Below are 15,244 nucleotides of genomic sequence, written 5' to 3'. Positions count from 1 at the left end.
ACCTATCCCTATTTTAAATCGTAGTAAGTATTAAATGAAAAGAGGGGTAGAGGCGCATGGATGATTTATATCTGTTAAAAGTGGAAGAGGAATTATTTCAATGGCGAAAAAAGCTGATTAAAAAATCTAATATGCTCCAACGTGTTTCAAAAAAAGCTCAAACAAAAGTGAACGAAATGATTCCTGAAAAGGCACACACGGTCGTTACCGAAAGCATCAAGAAGATGGTTCAAGCTACATTAGTAGGTTCAGAATACACAACAAAGGGAAACTATCCAGATGAAATGACATTACAGGTAAAAGAAAAGCTAATAGAAGAAAAATTAACAATCTATAGACGAACTGCAGCTGCAGAAGGGGCTGGAACAGGGGCGGGAGGATTATTTTTAGCCTTGGCCGACTTTCCTTTGCTTCTTTCAATAAAGATGAAGTTTTTATTTGAAGTAGCAGCGATACATGGGTTTGATACGAAAAATTATGAGGAACGTCTTTTCTTGTTGTATGTGTTCCAGTTGGCTTTTTCTAGTGAGGAACATAAGAAAAAAACATTTAGAATTATCGAGGATTGGGAAGTAGAGAAAGAGAGCCTAGTGGAAATGGATTGGCGTGTCTTCCAACAAGAATACCGTGACTATATTGATTTCGTAAAAATGCTTCAATTACTTCCAGGTGTTGGAGCTGTTGTTGGGGCATATGCTAATTACAATTTACTCGATCACTTAGGTGAAGTAGCAAAAAATTGTTATCGTATTCGAATACTACAATAATAAAAACGCAAGAATGCCGTGAAACATTCTTGCGTTTTTATTCTTGCGTTTTATTTTTATACTGTTGCTTCTTTTGATTTTTCAACTGATAGATAATTTATTGTTGCTGTTCCTAATGTTTTGGCAGCTATTAGCATTGCTTTTTCATCAATATCGAATTTTGGATGATGATGTGGATAGGCTTCTGTTACATCAGCAGGCTTCGCACCTGTAAAGAAGAAAGTTCCAGGTACATGCTGTAAATAATAAGCAAAATCCTCGCCACCCATTTGAGGTGCAGCTTCCGTAACATTTGTCACTCCCGGTACATTTTCAGCAGCTTCAACAAGGAAATCCGTTTGTTCTTTATGATTGACAACAGCAGGATAACCGCGATGATAGGCATAGGAGTAAGTGGAATCAGCTGCAATACATGTTCCTTTTACAATTCGCTCAATCTCATGCTCGATTTGGTCTCTGACATCTTCACTAAATGTTCTTACTGTTCCTCCAAGTTTTACGGAGTCTGCAATTACGTTAAACGGATTTTCTGCAACGAACGAACCAATTGACACAACTGCAGATTCGACTGGATCAACGCGTCTGCTCACAATTTGTTGTAAGTTCATAACTAACTGAGACCCAATAACAACGGCATCCTTCGTTGTATGCGGATGTGCTCCGTGGCCACCTGAGCCTTGAATTTTAACTTCAAAACGATCTGCAGCAGCCATGATAGGTCCAACGCGGTATTCAATCGAACCAGTTGGTGTTGTTGCCCATAAATGAGTACCGAATACGACATCTACACCTTCAAGACATCCATCTTCAATCATAGAAATAGCACCACCTGGAGCAAATTCTTCTGCATGCTGGTGGATGAGGACCACTGTTCCTGCGAGTTGTTCCTTCATTTCATGAAGTGTTTTTGCTAAAACTAGCAATGTAGCGGTATGTCCATCATGTCCACAAGCATGCATGACACCAGGGACAGTTGATTTATAAGGTACATCCTTTTCATCCTGAATTGGAAGGGCATCGAAATCAGCGCGTAAAGCTACAGTTGGACCTGGATTGTTTCCATGGATTTTCGCTACAACACCATTGCCGCCTACATTTGTACGCACTTCAATTCCCAAATTTTTATAAAAATTCGAGATGTATTCAGCGGTTTTATATTCTTTAAATGAAACTTCTGGGTGTTGGTGTAAATAACGTCGAATATCAACCATTTCAGTATATTTTTTGTCTAAAGATTCATATAGGTTTTGTAACATTTCTCGATTCTCCCCTTCACTTTATAATACGTATAAATTATATCATGATAAGTTGTATAGTATCGTAATTTTGCATGAAAAAAGGAGGCCAGGTGGCCTCCTACTCAATCGAATGTAGTAATGCATTTCCGTTTTTCGAAACTTTAACTTTAGCGTACTTTGCATGACGCTGTAAGTCTAATCCTGTACCTTCCTTAACAAAATAACTTTCTATACCAATGATGATACCATTGTAACCATTGTACTTACCGGCAATAAGAACCTCATCTTGAGCAAGTTTATAGTGACGAGGATCAATAGAAGTGAGTATTTCCTCCCGTTGATAGATACCGTGTTGGTCTTGTTTCGCAAGAATATACACTTTATTTCCTGATTGTACTTTTTTTAATTCATTGACTTCTGCAATTTCATAACGCAAGATCACATAGTCACCCTGAAGCATCGAACGTGGATCAACAGGTGCTAACTCAAGTGTAATTTCTTTCCCGTTAATTAATAATGATTCACTAGTCCCAATTTGGTATCCCACAATTGCCAACTGCAAAAGAAGAATGAGTCCAATAAGACTCCACTGCTTTTTCGTAAAAACCTTTTCTTTCTTTAATTCATTTTTTCCAGTCCTTCGTTCAAAGAATTGAGTGATTACGAAGAAAATTAGGCCGATCAAAAGCAGTGATAGTGATTTGTGTACAAGTGACCAAACAAGGTCATAATAAGTTGAAACAAATAGAGCAATCCAGAACAATAACGTCATTTTAAATAGAAATAAATCGACTATTCGAGAGAAGTAAAGAACAAGTATTGTTGTTATGATAAAAAACAATAAGCTATAGGTAATTTCCTGCCAAAGCAAATTATCTAAAAAGGTAAGAACGTAGAAAAAAAGTAAAGCGTAAAACAGACTTATTCGTTTTAATGCAACTTGCTGTCGAACAAAATAATAAATGATGGCATTGACTAGTGCAAAACCTATGAATACGGATTCTAAATGAACCCACATTTCTAATTCATCTAAAATTAGGTTCGCTAAACAACCAATGGTTGTTGTGTAACTCAAGAATCTTATGATTCCATCTTTCATGACCACAGTTACGACAATAGATACGATTAAAAAGAAAATTGTAATGGGTGTAGATAGGAAAAATGCTTCCAGTAGACCTGAGAAAAATCCGATAAACAGTAGCGTGTTTCGGACATATGGCCCAAGCTTTTTCACAAATAAACCTGTAGTAATAAATAATAAGCTCAAAACAACTGTAGCATAGAAGCTAGAGAATAACAGGAAGAGAACTCCTCCAAAGCTTATCGAAAACATGAAAGAACCAATGAGCGTAACAATCACGATTAATGTACCTTTAATCGCTTGACCTATTGGAGCTTCTGAATGCTTAGAAGATAAATGCCTAGCCAATAAGATTCCGCCGATAATTAGAGCGATCGAGGCAATTGAACCAACTATTTGCAAGCCAAGATATCCTATTGAATCTCCGAATAAAAACGGGATTTCAATAATCTTTGTACAAACGTAAATACTAACCATTGTGAATAGAATAATGGAAAGATACTTATCAATTTTCTTCGTTGCCAGATAAAAATAACAAATGGCAGCAAACAAAATATATAAGACATTCGTCCAGCCACTATATGGTTCATACAGTTCGAAAATACTCATTCCGATTAACATAATATGGGTCATAGTATAGGACATATAGCGAATTGCCTTATTATCCAATACCGGAGTAAAGGTAAGGATAAAGAGGATAAGATTAAGTACAGCAATTACAAGATATATGAGCCACTCTTGAAAGTCTGTGCGAACAATGAAGTACGATGAGGGATTCATATAGAACCAATATGCGAGATGAAAAAGGATAAAGCTCATAATGGAAAAAGGAGCATAATTTGTGCTTATTGCAAGCAGTAAAACTGGTATTAGCCAAACAAGAAATAGGACATAACTGTCTGCATGAGAATTATAAATTTGACCGATTAATGCAATAGATAAACCAAAGGTGATTGCACCTGCCACTAACATCCATTTCCCTAAAAATACTTGTTGTGAAAGAAGCTTTGTGGAAATAACAGATAACAAATAAAACAAAAGCATTGCAGCAACCGAAAGTGAAAGTTTTTCATACCGTGAAAATTCTGGCCAGTTAGCAGCAAAAAAGTAAAGAATTCCAGATAAAATCAAAACAATTGAAGCGAAGTAACCAAAAGGAATCAACTTCTTCATTTCATACTCCCCATTTCCTCAAGGAAAAATATATATCCTACTAATACTATATGTGGTTAAGATGAATCGTTGTAATGATTATAATATATTTTTCCAGTCCTGATACCATTATTTAAAGAACAATTTCATGAAAGATTAGGGAAACCTAATCCCGAGGTGAATTACTTATGGAATTCTTTTCAGCAGAGTTTTTTTCAGCTCTACTTTCGATTATAGTAATTGATCTCGTCTTAGCAGGCGATAATGCGATTGTTATCGGTTTAGCCGCAAGAAATTTACCAAAGGAACAGCAAAAAAAAGCAATCATTTGGGGAACTGTTGGGGCAATCATCATTCGTGCTGCAGCTACATTAGTTGTTGTTTGGCTCCTTGAGTTACCAGGGTTACATCTAGTAGGTGGAATTCTACTCATTTGGATTGCGTATAAGCTTCTAGTTGATGATCAAGATGAACATAATATAGAGGCCAAGGGATCTTTTGCAGCAGCAGTAAGAACGATTATTGTAGCAGATGCTTTAATGGGACTCGATAATGTTCTAGGAGTAGCGGGTGCAGCTCATGGTAGCTTTGTTCTGGTCATAACTGGGCTAATCATATCGGTCCCAATCATGGTATGGGGAAGTACGTTGTTCATTAAATTAATTGACCGTTTCCCCATCATCGTTACATTCGGTGCAGCCATCCTTTCCTATACAGCAGCAAAAATGATTGTAGGAGAGCCCTTTCTACAAGACTTCTTTGATAATCCATGGTTCAGGTATGCGTTTGAAGCGCTAATCGTAATTGCGGTTGTACTCATTGGAACAAAGGCGAAAAAAACAAAAGCACAGTCAATTAAGGAAAAACAAAAAGCTTCTTAAAATAAGGCAGCCATTTGGCTGCCTTTTGATATGCATAAAATATTTAGTATGAAAAGTGGATAATAATGGATACTATTAACGAGTTTTGTACATAAGCAGAAAGGGAGTATCATAATGAAAAGAATAATTTTTTCTGGTTTAGCTTTATTTCTAAGCTTTTTGTTAGTAGGTGAAATCCAAGCATCTGCTGAAATGAGGAACGTTGACCAAAATCCAAAGGTGGAACTAACGGATCAGCAAAAGCAAGAGCTTGATAAGCTGTATCTTGATCTTCTTGAAACAAAAAAAGAGATTATAAATAAATATGTTGATTATGGTGTCCTTACAAAAGAAAAAGCAGATAAAAAACTGAACTGGTTAGACGAACATTACCAGAAGATCAAAGAACACGGATATATTCCAATGCATCGTCATAAAAAGCACGAAGATGATGACGATAAGAATGATAATGACTAAAACGATAATAAAAGCTAGGTAAAACAAGTCCTGTTTTATCTAGTTTTTTTATTAAATCCGAAATAATCATTATCTCATTTAGTATCACATCCTCATATTAAGGCATCCTTTTTTATTTATTCCAATAGGAATAGTATAATAAAAAGTAAATAACTTAAGGGTGCTTGAAAAAGGAGAGGTGAAAATGCCCATTTCATTTATTAAAACAGAGAAACAAGAACGCATATATATGCTGGCAAGTAAATTAGCTGATAAATTTAACGAAAGAGCGGAAGAGTATGATGAAACAGGTGAGTTTCCTCTATTAAATATAGAGGAACTAAGAAATACAGGGTATACTAGCCTTTCCGTTCCAAAGGAATACGGTGGGAAAGAAGGGCTTTCCTTATATGACTTCGTATTACTTCAAGAACGACTTGCTGTAGGAGATGGCTCAACCGCTTTATCAATCGGATGGCATTTAGGCGCAACTATGGATTTGTTTGATAAAAAGCGTTGGACGGAAGAAAAGCGATCATTTTATGCAAAAGAGGTTTTACAAGGTGCTCTTTATAATCGAGCGGCAACTGAACCTCAAACAGGAAGCCCAACGAGGGGAGGTAAACCTCAAACAACAGCTAGAAAAGAAGGGGATAAGTGGGTCCTGTCAGGAAGAAAATCTTTTACAACAATGTCACCAGTCCTCGATTATTTTGGTGTAATTGCCTCAATAGAAGGGACGGACCAAATTGGGGAGTTTTTAGTTGAAAGGTCTAAGTCTGGAGTTGCAATCGAAGAAACCTGGAACACAATTTCGATGAGAGGTACAGGGAGTCACGATCTTGTCCTTACAAATGTTGAGTTGGATGAAGATGATTTAGTTGAAATGGTAACACCTGAGCAAAAAGCAATTCCAAATGGTTGGCTGCTTCATATACCGGCATGCTACATGGGAATTGCAATTGCCGCAAGAAATTATGCTGTGAAATTTGCAAATGAATATTCACCTAACAGCCTAAATGGACCGATTAAAACGATTCCAAATGTAAGACGGAATGTGGGAGAAATGGAAGCAGAGCTTTTAAAGGCCCGCCATATTCTTTATGCAATTGCTGACAAATGGGACAGGACTGCTGATCGAAGTCAGCTTGGTCCAGAGCTCGGGCTTGCGAAATATATTGCTACAAATAGCGCTATTTCCGTTGTAGATAAAGCAATGCGGATTGTTGGAGCCAAGAGCCTTCAAAAATCTAATCCGTTACAACGCTATTATCGAGATGTAAGAGCGGGACTTCATAATCCCCCAATGGATGACATGACAATTGCAAAATTAGCGGATGAAGCATTTAAAGAAATGGAAAAATAACTTTATCTAACTAAATGAGAAAGTAGTCGCTGTTCGCGGCTACTTTTATTAATTTAAGAGTTAAAATATGTTGACTAGAATAATATTTTTTCCTATAAATAGGTAATCAATTTCTTACTATCCAATCTCGTAGATGCTTATAGAGCCTTATAAAATAAGAGTAACTAAGATAGTGATTATTTACGGAACCCTTTAAATCAAATAGATTGAGAGAGTAATAAACATTCCTGTTAGGAGGTAAATAGTTTTGAAAAATAGTAAAAAGAAACTTTTAGGTTTGTCTTTAGTATTAATGCTAGGTGCAGGTGGACTGGCTGCATGTTCAAGCTCTGGTGCTTCTAACAACACAAATAAAGATGGTAAAACTAGTTTCACGATTATGGCAAACCTTTACACCCCAGAAGTTCCATCTGATAGGATCGAAAAGCTCCTAGAGGAAAAGACAGATGTTGATTTGACTATCCAATGGACTCCAGATACGAGTTATGAAGAAAAGTTAAATACAGCATTTGCGACTGAAACTCTGCCAGAGGCTGTTTTCCTAAAGAATCAAACAACATTCATTCAATTTAAGGAAGCAATCCGTGATGGACAGTTTTGGGAAATTGGCCCATATTTAGACGAGTTTCCAAACCTAAGTAAGTTAAATGAACAAATTCTAGAGAACACTGCTGTTGATGGAAAAATCTATTCGTTATACCAAGGTAGATCATTATCTCGCCAAGGTTTGATTTATAGAAAAGATTGGGCAGAAAAATTAGGCTTAGGAACCCCAGAAACAATAGATGATATTTATGAAATGGCAAGAGCATTTACGGAAGATGATCCAGACGGAAATGGTAAAGATGACACATTTGGAATCACTGACCGTGCTGACTTATCATATGGTGCATTTAAAACTGTAGCATCTTGGTTTGGAACTCCAAACAACTGGGGTGAAAAGGATGGACAACTTCTTCCAGAGTTTATGTTTGATGAGTATAAACAAACAATGGATTTCATGAAAAAGCTACGTGATAACGGTTATATTAATCAAGACTTCCCGGTAACAAGTAAAGAAGATCAGCAAGCATTCTTTAAAAACGGAACTGCTGGTATGTACATTGGATCAATGTCAGACGTAATTAGTATTGATAAAGATGCAAAACAACTTAATCCAGATGTTGAATTTGATGTCCATAATAAAATTGTAGGTCCTAATGGTGAATACGGTATCTGGGCAATCCCAGGTTATGGAAACGTTGTATTATTCCCGAAATCAGCAGTTAAAAGTGAAGAAGAATTAAAAGATATCCTTGGTTTCTTTGATAAATTAGTTACACCTGAAATCTCAAACATGATATTCTGGGGAATTGAGGGAGAACACTATACTGTTCAGGATGGTGGAGCACTTAACTCAGAGGATACTGAATTAACAACAAGGGAAGTAAAACCATATCAATCACTTGAAATTGGTGAACCAAAGACAAATGGAAGATATGAAGGAGTCCATACTCTGCCTGCAAAACAAAAGGCTGAAAAACTAATTGTAGATAATGAAAATTATTTAATTCATGACCCAACAATTCCACTTGATTCACCTACTTTTGCAGAAAGAGGAGAACTTCTGAATCAAAAAATGATTGATGCAACATATCAATATATTCTCGGTGATCTTGATGAGGCTGGATTTGAAAAAGCGATTGAAGATTGGAAAAAATCTGGTGGGGAAAATGTAATTAAAGAGTTTAATGAAGCTTACCAGAATGTTAAATAAGTAGTTTCAAAAATAGTAAGGTGAAGGCTGAAATTATGCCTTCACTTTTTTTTATCTACTTTGTGAAAGTTTCGAAACTTTTGTAAATGTGATAATCATTTTCTAATAATCACCAATGTAAGTGTTTGCAAACCTTGATATTATAAGGATATGTGAGAAATTGATTATTCACATCATACGAACATGGAGATAAATTTAAGGTGTACCAAAAAAATATATAGGGGGTATTACTTTGAAGCAAAGTAAGAAGAAGTTTTTAGGCTTGTCCCTTGCATTGATGTTAGGAGTTGGCGGATTAGCTGCTTGTTCAAATGAAAGCGCTTCAGATGCAAAAGACTCTGACAAGCCAAAAGAATCAAAAGAGAAAGTTAGCTTTACACTTATGGCTAACCTTCACACACCTGAGGTTCCATCTGATAAGGTTGAAAAGTTATTAGAGGAAAAAACAGGCGTGGATCTAACCATTCAGTGGACTCCTGATACTAGCTATGAGGAAAAACTGAATACAGCGTTTGCAACAGAAACGTTACCAGAAGCAGTATTCTTAAAAAATCAGACTACATTCGTCCAATTTAAAGAAGCAATTCGGGATGGTCAGTTCTGGGAGATCGGTCCATACTTAGACGAGTTTCCAAACTTAAGTAAACTAAATGAACAAATTTTAGCTAACACAGCTGTTGATGGAAAAATTTATTCAATCTATCAAGGAAGACCATTATCTCGCCAAGGTTTAATTTATAGAAGCGACTGGGCTAAGAATTTAGGTCTAGGAACTCCTGAAACAACTGAGGATATTTATGAAATGGCTAAAGCATTTACTGAAAACGATCCAGATGGCAATGGAAAAGATGATACATTTGGATTAACTGACCGTAGTGATTTAGTATATGGAGCATTTAAAACGGTTTCATCTTGGTTTGGGACACCAAATGATTGGGGCGAAAAGGACGGAGAACTTCTTCCAGAATTTATGTTTGATGAATATGTTCAAACAATGGACTTCTTTAAAGACCTTCGTGACAATGGGTATATTAACCAAGACTTCCCTGTAACAAGTAAAGAAGATCAACAAGCATTCTTTAAAAATGGTACTGCAGGAATGTATATTGGTTCAATGGCTGACGTTGTAAGTCTTCACAAGGATGCAGTAGCCCTAAATCCTGACATTGAGTACGATGTTCATAATAACATTAAGGGTCCAAATGGAGAATTTGGAGTATGGGCAATCCCTGGTTACGGTAACGTTGTATTATTCCCTAAATCTGCTGTTGAATCAGAAGAAGAATTAAAAGGAATTCTAGGTTTCTTTGATAAATTAGCTACTCCTGAAATTGCTAACTTAATTTTCTGGGGTGTTGAAGGTGAACACTACGAAGTACAAGATGGTAGAGCTTTAGCATCTGAGGACCAAGATTTAACAAACCGTGAAGTAAAACCTTACCAAGCAATTGAAATTGGTGAGCCTAAGACTAACGGAAGATATGAAGGGGTATTCACATTACCAGCTAAGGAAAAAGCGGAAGAATTAATCATCGATAATGAGAAATACTTAATTCATAATCCAACAAATGCACTTGACTCTGCTACTTTTGCGGAAAAAGGAGAACTCCTTGCTCAAAAAATGACAGATGCAACTTATCAGTACATCTTAGGAGATCTTGATAAAGCAGGCTTTGAGAAAGCAATTGAAGATTGGAAGAAATCTGGCGGGAACGATGTAATTAAAGAATTTAACGAGTCTTATAAAAAGTCTAAATAATTCATCGAACTCTTAATGCTAAAATAAAAGGCTGTCCATACAGCCTTTTATTTTATTACATCATCTAACTGAATAAATGGGTAAACGGATACTACCTACTATTCTATTAATCTGTATTTTAGGGAAGTGTAACATATGTTCCGCATTGAAAAAGCGAGGAGATTAAATCAGCAAGCGGTTATTTCCCTGGTGAATCATGCCATATACCAATTCGGAAATTCGATGTCATTAATCTTTCTCAATATTTATTTATGGAGATTAACCAATAGTTTATTAATTAATGCAGTTTTCAATTTAGTAGCAATTCTTGCCCAGGCACTTACAACATTCTCAATTGGTAAATTTGCCAAAAGAAAAGGAAAACTACTTGCGTATCGATTAGGTATTTTTATCACCGCATTCTTTTATCTCTTTATTTTATTGGCTCAAGAACAAATCGTGACCTTCTATATTCTATTTGCAATCATGAAAGGCATTTCGCAGGCTTTATATTGGTTGGGATATTTTACAATTGTTCATGAGGTTTCTACGGACGAAAATCGCCTACGGGTTCTAGGAATAAACACCATTGTAATGAATGGAACGAATCTTTCAGGACCGGCAATTGCAGGATTTATCATTGGTCTCTATTCAGGATTCCAAGGTTATATGATTGTCTTCGGTGCTGCATTTGTGATGTTTGCAATTGCTGCAATAGGAAGCTTGAAGCTTAAAAAAGAAGAAAATCATCATACATCCTATTACATGAAGTACCTACCATTAATCGTAAAAAGGGAACCAGGGTTTAAGAAATCGCTACTTGGATGGTTTGTTTTAGGCTTTCCTCATGGAATATTATCGTTCATTCCGTCCATTTTGTTATATGAGATCTTTCTAAAGGAACAGACAGTAGCTTACTTAAACATTGTTTTCCTAACATTATCAATTATATCAAGCTATTTAATTTCAAGGTTTGCCCATGCTGAAGGAACTGTGAAGTATTTGGTTATTTCTGCGGCTGGTTTCACACTTTCGACTATATTCTTGCTAACTGATTTATCTGCCTTAACGGTGATTTTGTTCATGTCCATCTATTCCATATTCAAGCCATTGCAAGGAAATTCATATGAAGCCTATTACTATAACATGATTGGCCAGCTCCCATTAAAGTCAAACTTTAGAACAGAAGCAGTTGTATTAAGGGAGACGATTATTAATTTAGGTAGGGGTTTTGGAATAATCATATTCTTAACTTTTGTTAATGGCATTGAAGCAGAGAGTATTCCAGTCGTTCTGTTTACACTTGCGGTTTTACAATGGCTCATCCCATATTTAACGGCAAATAAACAATCATTTTTAACGAAAAAGAGAAGTGGACAGTATAATCATTATCTAAGATAAGTCTTCAAAGTCTCATATACTCTCACTATCCACAGAGTATATGAAACTTTGATTATTTACGATATGAAGAAAGATTTAGAAAATACAAGTATAAGGTTTGTTCCAAAAACGGTAACATGAATATCTCTAATGTATTTGCATGACAAGCCTTTAAAAGCAAATGCATTCAAGATTACGATTATAAGATGAAAGGAAGATGAGGGTGAAGTCAGAAACAGTTGTTGAACAAAACAGTCAAACGGAACTAGCATTAAACAAAACAAAGCAAGTTTCTAGTACCGATTTGCAAAGAAGTTTTAAGGCCGAATTAAAAAGGCGCATATTCAAAAATAAATTATTATATTTGATGATTCTTCCAGGTTTGTTGTACTTACTTATTTACAAGTACGTTCCAATGTTAGGTCTCGTGATTTCATTCCAAGATTACAAACCATATCAAGGGATCCTTGGTAGTGACTGGGTCGGATTTGAACACTTTACACGCCTCTTTACAGATTCAGACTTCTGGATGATTTTTAGAAATACACTTGTACTTTTTGGATTGCATATTTTTATAGCGTTTCCAATTCCGATTATTTTGGCATTAATGTTAAACGAGGTCAAAAATCTTTTCTTTAAAAGAACGATACAGTCACTCATCTATATTCCACACTTTATGAGTTGGGTAATTATTGTTTCAATTAGCTTTGTGCTTTTAACAATGGATGGCGGGCTAATAAACGAATTATTAGTGAGTTTAGGTTTGGATAAGGTTAACTTCTTAATGAACTCTGATTGGTTCAGACCAGTTTATATCATACAAGTTGTGTGGCAAAGTGCAGGTTGGGGAACGATCATTTACTTAGCTGCAATTTCTGGAGTAGATCCTGGTTTATATGAAGCAGCAAAAATGGATGGTGCAAGTAAACTACGTCAAATTTGGCATATTACTTTACCTGCAATTCGCCCAGTTATTATTGTTCTTCTTATCCTAAAAATCGGTGACGTTCTAGAGCTTGGTTTTGAACATGTATACCTATTATTAAATGCATCAAACCGAAACGTTGCAGAAATTTTTGATACGTATGTATATACAACTGGATTATTGCAAGGACAATACAGCTATAGTACAGCAGTCGGTTTATTTAAAGGTCTAGTTGGTTTAATTCTAGTTGTCTTTGCAAACAGAATGGCTAAGAAATTCGGAGAAGAAGGTATCTATTAAGACAAAAGGAGTGAGAGCATGGTTGGAGAAAAACAGCTCGGAAGTCGTATCTTTCGATGGGGAAATTATTTACTACTTGTTGTAATAGCACTAACAATGGTCCTGCCCTTTATACATGTAATTGCAGCGTCATTTACAACAAGTGCAGAGTTAGCAGATAAACGTTTTGTCTTATTTCCAACTGTTTTTAGTTTAGATGCGTATAAGTATATATTCTCAACTAATACAATTTTTAAAGCATTGTTCGTTTCAATTGGGGTTACCCTCATCGGAACGTTATGGAGTATGTTCATTTCATTATTAACAGCTTACGGATTATCACGTAGGGATCTGGTTGGTAGAAGACAAATCTTGTTCTTATTCGTATTCACAATGCTATTTAGTGGTGGAATGATACCAACATTCTTAATTGTAAAAGAAACAGGTTTACTTGATAGTTATGCAGCATTAATTGTACCGGTCACAATCAACGTATTTAACATGATTATTTTACGAAGCTTCATCATGGGATTACCGGAAGGATTAATTGAATCAGCTAAAATTGATGGCTGTAACGATTTTGGAGTACTATTTAGAATCGTAATGCCAATTTCAAAGCCAGCTCTTGCAACCGTTTCCTTGTTCTATGCTGTTGCATACTGGAACACTTATATGCATGCAATCCTTTATATCAATGATGCGGCAAAATGGCCAATTCAAGTTTTACTAAGACAAATTGTAGTTCTTGCGAGTGGGCTTAGCTACGATAGCTCTGAATTTACAAATATTCCACCGCCAGACATTACAATCAAAATGGCAGTAATTGTTGTCGCTACAATACCTGTATTAATGGTTTACCCATTCCTACAAAAATACTTCACAAAGGGAGCTATGCTTGGCTCAATGAAGGAGTAGTCAATTTAAACTAAATATAGAAGGAGAGCTACAGAAATGTATTATACCAAATCCTTTAACAAATTAGATTCTTTATTCGATGGATTCTTTGAGTGGCTGGCAGGACAATATGATCCGGTCACAGGCGGTTTTTATTATGCAAAAAGTTCTGTTTCTGATAGCTCCTTTACGCCTGATATCGAATCAACTGCCCAATCTTTAAACATCTTATCAAGAAATGAATTATTTACTAAAATGCCCGTAGAAGTACGGGCAAAATTTGTTTCTTTTTTCCAAGATAAACAAGACCCAGAAACAGGTTATTTCTTGGATGAAGATCCTAATATGAAGCATGATGAAGTAATGGTAAGCAGAGCCATCAATTATTCATTAAATTCTCTACAGCGATTGGGTGGAGAGCCACTCTATCCGTCACCAGTAGACCTCAATAAAGCACCAATTTATGTGTATTCTGAAGAAGCATATCTAAATAAATGGAAAAGCATTAGTTTAGTGAATAGTTGGCGTGGCTGTGATTTATTAGCGTCATCTTGCATGTATATCGGGCAAATGGATAAAGACAGGCAGGAAAAAATGATTCAAGTCGCTGCAAATTATTTAGAGAGCATACAAGATCCAGAAACAGGGCTTTGGGGAGAAGGTAGTATGTATGTGCGCATCTCAGGGACATTTAAACTACACACCTTCTATCATAAGTTTGGTTTACCTATGCCGAGAGTTGAAAAGATGTATCAAAGTATTCTTCGTTGTTTACGAACTGAAATAGCAAAGGATATGTGCTACATTCGAAATCCTATTGACCTATTATCCTATATTAATCTTGATATACCGATTCAGGAACTTGAGGAAATCATTCAAATCACAGTGGATAATATGGAAAAGCTTAAACGTCCGGATGGCGGGTTTTCAAGGGAAATAGAGCATTCACCGACTGCACCCAATGTTGCCCAAGTTAAATCTGATGAGTATTATCCAGATATGCCTGTGGCAGTTCATCTCGGTAAAGGATTATACGAAGGAGATATGAACGCTAGTACGCAAGCTACGCTCATTCGTTTGCAATTGCACAAGTTGGTAGGGAAAACAGCAGAACCAATAAAGGGTTCTGAGAATTTTTTCGATCTATTAAAAAACAGATTACAAGTATAGCAAATAATTAAATGATGTAATCGGTATATCATCGAGTCGTAAAACAATAAATGGTATACCGCAAAAGGGTTAATCGGTATAGCATGGAGTCGTAAAACGATAAATGGTATACCGCAAGTGAGTTAATCGGTATATGACCACATCGTAAAACAATAAATGCTATACCGCAAAAGGGTTAATCG

12 protein-coding genes are annotated in these 15,244 nt (G+C 36.0%); 10 read left to right on the top strand and 2 right to left on the bottom strand.

What is annotated here, in order from left to right:
• The first annotated feature begins 56 nt into the window (after positions 1 to 56).
• Complete coding sequence (locus CKK03_RS10080; RefSeq protein WP_099362454.1) at positions 57 to 767, top strand: EcsC family protein; 711 nt, start codon at positions 57 to 59, stop codon at positions 765 to 767.
• Positions 768 to 823: 56 nt separating this feature from the next.
• Here CKK03_RS10080 and CKK03_RS10075 read toward each other — a convergent pair whose 3' ends face one another.
• On the bottom strand, positions 824 to 2,023 hold the full coding sequence (locus tag CKK03_RS10075) for a M20 family metallopeptidase (RefSeq protein WP_099362453.1): 1,200 nt from the start codon (positions 2,021 to 2,023) through the stop codon (positions 824 to 826).
• A 100-nt stretch (positions 2,024 to 2,123) separates the two neighbouring features.
• The gene (locus tag CKK03_RS10070; protein WP_099362452.1) at positions 2,124 to 4,259 is read right to left on the bottom strand and encodes a GDYXXLXY domain-containing protein; all 2,136 of its coding nucleotides are present in this window, start codon (positions 4,257 to 4,259) and stop codon (positions 2,124 to 2,126) included.
• Between the two features lie 167 nt (positions 4,260 to 4,426).
• Here CKK03_RS10070 and CKK03_RS10065 point away from each other — a divergent pair, with 167 nt between their 5' ends.
• The 9 genes from CKK03_RS10065 to CKK03_RS10025 all read left to right on the top strand — a co-directional run bounded on the left by CKK03_RS10065 (position 4,427) and on the right by CKK03_RS10025 (position 15,062).
• A complete protein-coding gene (locus CKK03_RS10065; RefSeq protein ID WP_099362451.1) occupies positions 4,427 to 5,119 on the top strand; it encodes a TerC family protein in 693 nt (230 codons plus the stop codon).
• A gap of 114 nt (positions 5,120 to 5,233) precedes the next feature.
• Positions 5,234 to 5,575 carry a YckD family protein gene (locus CKK03_RS10060; protein ID WP_099362450.1) on the top strand — a complete coding sequence of 114 codons (342 nt, stop codon included), beginning with the start codon at positions 5,234 to 5,236 and terminating at the stop codon, positions 5,573 to 5,575.
• 184 nt (positions 5,576 to 5,759) lie between these two features.
• Positions 5,760 to 6,920, top strand: a complete 1,161-nt coding sequence (locus CKK03_RS10055) for an acyl-CoA dehydrogenase family protein (protein ID WP_099362449.1) — start codon at positions 5,760 to 5,762, stop codon at positions 6,918 to 6,920.
• A gap of 292 nt (positions 6,921 to 7,212) precedes the next feature.
• Complete coding sequence (locus CKK03_RS10050; RefSeq protein WP_099362615.1) at positions 7,213 to 8,676, top strand: extracellular solute-binding protein; 1,464 nt, start codon at positions 7,213 to 7,215, stop codon at positions 8,674 to 8,676.
• Between the two features lie 277 nt (positions 8,677 to 8,953).
• Complete coding sequence (locus tag CKK03_RS10045; RefSeq protein WP_099362614.1) at positions 8,954 to 10,435, top strand: extracellular solute-binding protein; 1,482 nt, start codon at positions 8,954 to 8,956, stop codon at positions 10,433 to 10,435.
• A gap of 135 nt (positions 10,436 to 10,570) precedes the next feature.
• The gene (locus CKK03_RS10040) at positions 10,571 to 11,815 is read left to right on the top strand and encodes an MFS transporter (RefSeq protein WP_099362448.1); all 1,245 of its coding nucleotides are present in this window, start codon (positions 10,571 to 10,573) and stop codon (positions 11,813 to 11,815) included.
• A gap of 283 nt (positions 11,816 to 12,098) precedes the next feature.
• Positions 12,099 to 13,019 carry an ABC transporter permease gene (locus CKK03_RS10035; protein WP_245864089.1) on the top strand — a complete coding sequence of 307 codons (921 nt, stop codon included), beginning with the start codon at positions 12,099 to 12,101 and terminating at the stop codon, positions 13,017 to 13,019.
• Between the two features lie 18 nt (positions 13,020 to 13,037).
• Positions 13,038 to 13,913 carry a carbohydrate ABC transporter permease gene (locus CKK03_RS10030; RefSeq protein WP_099353404.1) on the top strand — a complete coding sequence of 292 codons (876 nt, stop codon included), beginning with the start codon at positions 13,038 to 13,040 and terminating at the stop codon, positions 13,911 to 13,913.
• A gap of 36 nt (positions 13,914 to 13,949) precedes the next feature.
• The gene (locus CKK03_RS10025) at positions 13,950 to 15,062 is read left to right on the top strand and encodes a prenyltransferase/squalene oxidase repeat-containing protein (RefSeq protein ID WP_099362447.1); all 1,113 of its coding nucleotides are present in this window, start codon (positions 13,950 to 13,952) and stop codon (positions 15,060 to 15,062) included.
• Positions 15,063 to 15,244: the final 182 nt, after the last annotated feature.

This window comes from Fredinandcohnia onubensis, from assembly GCF_002734215.1.
In the GTDB taxonomy this organism is placed as follows: Bacteria; Bacillota; Bacilli; order Bacillales; family Bacillaceae_L; genus Ferdinandcohnia; species Ferdinandcohnia onubensis.
The sequence above is the reverse complement of the archived record's forward strand: the minus strand, read 5'-3'. Positions and strand labels throughout refer to the sequence as shown.

Bases quoted from the DNA above. Each gene is read 5' to 3' on its own strand.
- CKK03_RS10080 (WP_099362454.1), top strand. From the start codon at position 57: ATGGATGATTTATATCTGTTAAAAGTGGAAGAGGAATTATTTCAATGG.
- CKK03_RS10070 (WP_099362452.1), bottom strand. From the start codon at position 4,259: ATGAAGAAGTTGATTCCTTTTGGTTACTTCGCTTCAATTGTTTTGATT.
- CKK03_RS10030 (WP_099353404.1), top strand. From the start codon at position 13,038: ATGGTTGGAGAAAAACAGCTCGGAAGTCGTATCTTTCGATGGGGAAAT.
- CKK03_RS10055 (WP_099362449.1), top strand. From the start codon at position 5,760: ATGCCCATTTCATTTATTAAAACAGAGAAACAAGAACGCATATATATG.
- CKK03_RS10065 (WP_099362451.1), top strand. From the start codon at position 4,427: ATGGAATTCTTTTCAGCAGAGTTTTTTTCAGCTCTACTTTCGATTATA.
- CKK03_RS10060 (WP_099362450.1), top strand. From the start codon at position 5,234: ATGAAAAGAATAATTTTTTCTGGTTTAGCTTTATTTCTAAGCTTTTTG.
- CKK03_RS10040 (WP_099362448.1), top strand. From the start codon at position 10,571: ATGTTCCGCATTGAAAAAGCGAGGAGATTAAATCAGCAAGCGGTTATT.
- CKK03_RS10075 (WP_099362453.1), bottom strand. From the start codon at position 2,023: ATGTTACAAAACCTATATGAATCTTTAGACAAAAAATATACTGAAATG.
- CKK03_RS10025 (WP_099362447.1), top strand. From the start codon at position 13,950: ATGTATTATACCAAATCCTTTAACAAATTAGATTCTTTATTCGATGGA.
- CKK03_RS10045 (WP_099362614.1), top strand. From the start codon at position 8,954: ATGTTAGGAGTTGGCGGATTAGCTGCTTGTTCAAATGAAAGCGCTTCA.
- CKK03_RS10050 (WP_099362615.1), top strand. From the start codon at position 7,213: ATGCTAGGTGCAGGTGGACTGGCTGCATGTTCAAGCTCTGGTGCTTCT.